Source organism: Sphingomonas sp., from assembly GCF_042091075.1.
GTDB lineage: Bacteria > Pseudomonadota > Alphaproteobacteria > Sphingomonadales > Sphingomonadaceae > Sphingomonas.
Genome location: NZ_JBELIE010000180.1, coordinates 1 through 6291 on the forward strand (window position 1 = coordinate 1; position 6291 = coordinate 6291).

Annotated in this window: 5 protein-coding genes; 3 read left to right on the forward strand and 2 right to left on the reverse strand. The window is 64.7% G+C overall.

Annotated features, from left to right (window positions below; genetic code table 11):
• Positions 1–482 (reverse strand): response regulator transcription factor (locus ACFDSW_RS14465; RefSeq protein ID WP_375250980.1); only part of this gene is annotated, 482 nt, incomplete at its 3' end.
• Positions 483–833: 351 nt separating this feature from the next.
• A complete protein-coding gene (locus ACFDSW_RS14470) occupies positions 834–986 on the reverse strand; it encodes a hypothetical protein (protein WP_375250976.1) in 153 nt (50 codons plus the stop codon).
• A gap of 108 nt (positions 987–1094) precedes the next feature.
• Here ACFDSW_RS14470 and ACFDSW_RS14475 point away from each other — a divergent pair, with 108 nt between their 5' ends.
• From ACFDSW_RS14475 to ACFDSW_RS14485, 3 genes are all read left to right on the forward strand, one after another.
• A complete protein-coding gene (locus ACFDSW_RS14475) occupies positions 1095–2786 on the forward strand; it encodes a putative bifunctional diguanylate cyclase/phosphodiesterase (RefSeq protein WP_375250977.1) in 1692 nt (563 codons plus the stop codon).
• 69 nt (positions 2787–2855) lie between these two features.
• Positions 2856–5609, forward strand: coding sequence for a PAS domain S-box protein (locus tag ACFDSW_RS14480; RefSeq protein WP_375250978.1), 2754 nt, complete (start codon positions 2856–2858; stop codon positions 5607–5609).
• A 105-nt stretch (positions 5610–5714) separates the two neighbouring features.
• Positions 5715–6291, forward strand: a 577-nt coding sequence (locus ACFDSW_RS14485; RefSeq protein ID WP_375250979.1) for an ABC transporter ATP-binding protein, incomplete at its 3' end; no start/stop codon positions are given.

Here is a 6291-nt window from a genome sequence, read left to right on the forward strand (position 1 = left end):
GCCAATTCGCTCGCCACCTGCTTCGTCGACAGGCCACGCACCAGCGCGCGCAACACCTGATTATCGCGCGACGACAATCCCTGGAGCGGCGCGAACCGCTGCGCCGCTTCCCGGCGTCGAAGACATTCATCGATATAGGCCTGCGCACGGTCCAGCACGTCAAACAACTCGGACCGACTGAACGGCTTGCGCAGGAAGTCAATCGCGCCGGCGCGCATCGCCCGTACGGCATCGGGAACGTCGCCATATCCGGTCACGACCGCGACAGCGTGGCAACTGACCTTCTGCTCCAGCTCCTCTTGAACCTGTAAGCCATCCTTTTGAGGGAGCAACAGATCAAGCAGAACGCACCCCGGCGTCAGATCCTCACAAACACTGAGGAACGCATCCCCACTAGTGAATGACGCGACCTGATGCCCGGCGCCTTGCAGCGTCATACCGATTGTCTCGGCTACGTCCCGTTCGTCGTCGACGATATACACCCACAAGGAGCCTGCTCCCTCGAATACAAAAGCGCCATTCCGAATATCTGTTACGGTATCGTCATCAACTTTCCGGTGTTTGCAAGGTTCCGGTAGTTGAAGGATTGATGCAGATCATCTTCTCGTGTACGTTCGGATTAGCCCTCGGCTCGGCCTTCGGTACGAAACTCCCGTTTACACGCTACGTTCCTCGCCGCCAGACTGGCAAAAGTACCATATGTGAGTGTTGCGGACTATTTAACTTTCGCCGGTAGTCAGCTGGGGGTGGTTCGTGGAGCTTGCCCTGGAATGACATCACTCCTCATGTCGAGCTTGTCATGCGACAGAATGCCATCGATACCGGATGAGCAATCAGACTCGGTTTCCCCTGATCAGATCTGTATAGACGAGGACGAACTTTTGGTCGTCGCTCAGTTCGATGCGCTGCGCCATCAAGTACCGACGCTCCACATGATCCTGCTGATCAATATAACGTTCCTCAGCTTTATTACCTCCCTCGGCCATATAAATGCCTTAACATTCCTTCCGTCACTGCTGGCCACTTTGGCCAGTTCTACGCGCATCATGAAATGGCGTCGGGAACCGTTTCCGGGCGTTGACGAGGCGCGGACGATGTTTCGCTCAACCGTGCGCACCTCGCTGATCTTCGGCCTGATCCTTGCCGGCTGGAGCGTTCATGTCCTGTTCACGGGATCACGCGAGGTCTCCGCCTTCGTCCCCTTCTTCGCGGCACTGTCGGTGATATCCTGCGCCGTTTGCATGGTGTCGCTGCCGTACGCCGCCTATGCGGTGATCTGGTCGGGTGCGTTCCCGATGGTGCTGGCGATGCTGGCCACGCGGGACATGTCGCTGGCGGCGGCGGCGGCCAATCTTGCGATCATCGCGGTTCTGCTGATCGGCTGGTTGCGCCGTCAGCATCAGCAGTTCCGGGGAATCGTGGAAGCGCATGCGCTGGCGATCCGTAACGAACGTGAGGTCACTCACATGGCGTTCGCCGACCAACTCACCGGGCTGGCCAACCGGCGTGCGCTCCTGACCCGCCTGACCGAACGTCAGCGGCCGGAAGGGCAGCCGCTCGATACCACCGTCATCCTGCTCGATCTCGACGGGTTCAAGGCGGTGAACGACCGGCTCGGCCATGGCGTCGGCGACGCGCTGCTCCGCGCCGTGGCCGATCGATTGTCGCAGCAGGTGCCGCCGCCGGCATTGTGCGCGCGCGTCGGCGGGGACGAGTTCGCCATCCTGTTGCCGACCGGCGATCGCGAAGCCGTCGCGGCCGCAGCGGAACATCTCTCGCAACTGTTCGCGACCCCGGTGCGCATCGGAGCGGACGTGATCGCCATTCGCGGCTCGATCGGCATTTCGACCGGCACCCACTGGCCGCGCGACGCGGTCGAGCTGATGCACCGCGCGGATCTGGCGCTGTACGAAAGCAAGGGGCTGGGGCTCGGCCATCCCTTCTTCTTCCATCCGCATCTGCAGCAGCAGCGCGAACGCCGCAGCATCATCGAGACGGCCCATCTCGATCCAGCCGCGGTTGAGCGTCTTGAGGTTCACTTCCAACCGATCGTGCGCACCGCCACGGATGACATCGTCGGATACGAGGCGCTCGCCCGCTGGCACCATCCCCAGATTGGCGTGATCCCGCCCGACGAACTGTTCGCAGTGGCGGAACACGCGCGCGTCGCGGGCCGGTTCACCGAGCTGATCCTCGCGCGCGCCTTCGCCAAAGCGTCGGACTGGCCCTCAAACCTTTCCCTGTCGGTCAATGTCACCGCCGGGGAAGTGGGACCGGGTCTGTGCACCATGATTCGCCGGATGTGCGAGCGATACGCCTTTTCGCCGAAACGGCTGATCGTCGAGATCACGGAAACCGCGCTGCTGCGCGATCCCGACGCGGCGCGGTCAGCGATCGCCGACCTGCACGCGATCGGCGCCAGGGTGGCGCTGGACGATTTCGGCTCGGGCTTCGCATCGATCGGCTATCTCAGGCTGATCCGCTTCGACCTGATCAAGATCGATGGCGGCCTGGTCTCGTCGATCACCACTTGCGCGCTCGCGCGGCAACTGTTGATCGGTGTGGTCCAGCTTTGCCGCGCGATCGAAACGCCGGTGGTGGTCGAACAGGTCGAGACGGAGGCGCAGCTCGATATCCTGCGGGTCCTGCAGGTCGACAAGATTCAGGGCTATCTGCTCGGCCGACCCGCTCCCGAACTCGCGCCTGCTCGCGCTGGCCGCGTCAACGACGTCGGGCATACCCCGCCCCTCACCCTCGGCCCGTCCGCCGATCGCAACTATGGGTAATGACGGGAATTTCCTTTTCCGGCCGCGACGTGCACCGTGCGGCACGGGAATCGGATGGGGCGCTCGTTCATGAAGCTATTGGCGGCGTTCCGAGACAGATTATCGGCATGGCGGCGACGATCGTCGCGATCCGCGCTGGCCCGGCTGTGGAGCGCCTATGACGATCTCGAAGATGCGATCCTGATCTACTCGATGCAGGCGGAGCTGGTGTACAGCAACACCCACGCCAGAGCATTGATCGAGATCCTCTCTCATAGCGGCCAGACAATCCTGCCGACGGGACTGACGGCCTTCGACCGGGACGGGAAGCGCGTTGAGCGGGCCGATTGGCCGCTGTTTCGTGCCCTGCGTGGCGAGCCGGTTTCGAAGGAGGAGTTTCAGTTCGTCCTGCCCCATGTGTCGGGCGCGGGTCGGCACCGCCATGTTCGCATCAGCGCGAAGCAGAGCGATTTCGCCGGGCTTCACCCCACCCCGCTGATCCTGGTGTCCTTCACCGACATCACCGATCTGAAGACCGTCGAGCGGCGGCTGCGCGACAGCGAGGAAGCCGCCCGCCGCGAGGAAGCGCGGCTGACCGCCGTGCTCGACGCGCTGCCGACCGCGGTGGTGGTGGCGGATCGCGACGGGCGCTTCGTGCGCATGAACGCCGCCAACGAAAGCCAGGTCGGCTTCGTGCATTGGGCCGCCGACATTGCCGATTATGACGTGTTCGAGGGTTATTCGCCCCATACGGGCGCTCGTCTGGCCTCCACCGATTGGCCACTGGCCCGGGCAATCCAGAAGGGGGAGGTCACCGTCGGCCGCCGCATCGACGTGCGCGGTGGCGACGGCGCGATCCGCCACCTGTCGTTCAGCGCCGCGCCAATCTACGACGGCGACGGTACGGTGGCGGGCGGCGTCGTCGCGTGCGAGGATGTCTCCGGCCTCGTGCAGGCGAAGAGCGAAGCCGCGCTCGTCGGCGCGCAATTGCGCCTGCTGATCGACGGTGCACGCGACCACGCCTTCTTCATGCTCGACCGCGACGGCTGCGTCATGACGTGGAGCGCGGCGGCGGAACGTATCAAGCAGCATCGCGCCGCCGAGGTCATGGGCCTCCCCTGGTCATCCTTCTTCACCCCCGCCGATGTGGCCAAGGGCGTTCCCGCCGCGCTGCTGCATGAAGCGGAACGCAGCGGCGCCGCCTATTTCCAGGGCTGGCGCGTGCGCAAGGATGGCTCGCCCTTCTGGGTCGACGCGGTCGTCAGTGCGATCCACGACCAGGGCGAACTGGTCGGTTTCGCGGAGGTTGCCCGCGACCTGACTGAGCAACGACTGTCGCAGGCGGAGCTGCAATTGCGCGATCAGGCGATGCAGGCGGTCGCGCAGGGCATCCTCATCGTCGATGCGCGCGATCCCTGCGAGCCCATCGTCCATGTCAGCGGCGGATTCGAGCGGCTGACGGGCTATACCGCCAGCGAGGCGATGGGGCGCAATTGCCGCTTCCTGCAGGGTGCCCAGTCCGATCCCGCGGCGATCGCCGCGATCCGCGACGGCCTGCGCGCCGGTTTCGAAACCTCCGTCGAGATCCTCAACTATCGCAAGGACGGCAGCACGTTCTGGAACGCGCTGCATATCAGCCCGGTGCGCGGCGAAGACCAACAGGTCGACAAGTTCATCGGCCTGATGGCCGACGTCACCGAACGGCGGGAGCTGGAGGATCGCCTGCAGCAAGCGCACAAGATGGATGCGCTCGGCCGGCTCGCCGGAGGTGTGGCGCATGATTTCAACAACATCCTCACCATCATCTGCGGCAATGTCGAGGAACTGCAATTGCAGGCGACGCATGGCACGTTGCTGCGCCAGCGGCTCGACCTGATCGCGCGCGCGGCCAAGCGCGCGAGCCTGCTGACCCATCAGCTGCTGACCTTCAGCAAGGCGTCGATCGTGGCGCTGGCGCCGCTGAACCTGCGCGACATCATCGAACAGATGAAACCGCTTCTCGCCAGCCTGATCGACGACAGCATGACGTTCGATGCGCAGGTCGCCGCTGATCTGCGTCCGATCGTGGCCGATCGCAGCCAGATCGAACAGGTATTGCTCAACCTGGCGATCAATGCGCGCGACGCGCTGTCATCGAGCGGCGCGGTCCGGCTGGAGGCGGCCAATGCCGTCCCGGATGACTGCAAGCGGATGAACGTCGCGGATGCCGGGTCGTGCGACTGGGTGCTGTTGCGGATCACCGATAACGGGGCGGGCATGCCGCCCGAGGTGCGCGAACGCGCGTTCGAGCCATTCTTCACGACCAAGGGCGAAAACGGCAGCGGCCTGGGCCTCGCCACCGTCTTCGGTATCGTCAGCCAGGCCGGCGGCTGCGTCCGGCTGGATAGCAGGCCGGGCGGCGGCACGACGGTGGAGATCATTCTTCCCGCCGCGCGCGATCCGGTCATCGCCCTGCCGACGTATCAGGACCCGCCCGCGCGCGAGGATCGCAAGCTGACCGTGCTGGTCGCGGAGGACGAGGACGACGTCCGCGAACTGGTGGTGCGGGCGTTGCAGGAAGCCGGCCACATCGTTCACGATTTCGACAACGGCCTCGATGCGCTGGCCCATATCCAGAATCGCGACACCGCCTTCGACGTTCTGATCAGCGACGTCGTCATGCCCGGGATCGGGGGCATTTCGCTGCAAAAGGCCGCGGTTGCGGTTGCCCCCCGCCTGCGCACCCTGTTCATGACCGGCTATCATGCGTCCAAGGTGACGCCGGACGAGCGGACGTCGCACATGATCTCCAAGCCGTTCACCGGACAGATGCTGCTAAAGGCGGTGGAGCGGCTATCGGCCTGACGGGGCCGGGCGACGGCATGAAAGCGCGGAATGTCGGCCGATGCGACGCCGCCCCCTCCCATCCGCGCGCGGCTTACCTATCTGTGGCGGCGAAGGGGGGACGTCATGACCGAACCGATTCTCGCGCTCTCGGGCGTGTCCAAGACCTACAAGGGCGGATTCACCGCGCTGCACGGTGTCGATCTGGCGATCGAGAAGGGCGAGATCTTCGCGCTGCTAGGGCCGAACGGCGCCGGGAAGACGACGCTGATCAGCATCGTGTGCGGCATCGTGACGCCGTCGACCGGCACGATCCGCGTCGCCGGGCATGACGCGATCACCGACTACAAGGCCGCCCGCCGCGCGATCGGCCTCGTCCCGCAGGAACTGTCGGTCGACATGTTCGAAACGGTGCTGGCGACGGTCACCTTCTCGCGCCGGCTGTTCGGCCGATCCGGGCACAGCGGCTATATCGAGCAGGTTCTGCGCGATCTGTCGCTGTGGGACAAACGCCATGCGAAGATCATGGAATTGTCCGGCGGGATGAAGCGCCGCGTGCTGATCGCCAAGGCGCTGGCGCACGAACCCGAGGTGCTGTTCCTCGACGAGCCGACCGCCGGGGTCGATGTCGCGTTGCGCCGGGACATGTGGAAACTGGTCCATCGTCTGCGCGACCGCGGCACGACGATCATCCTGACGACCC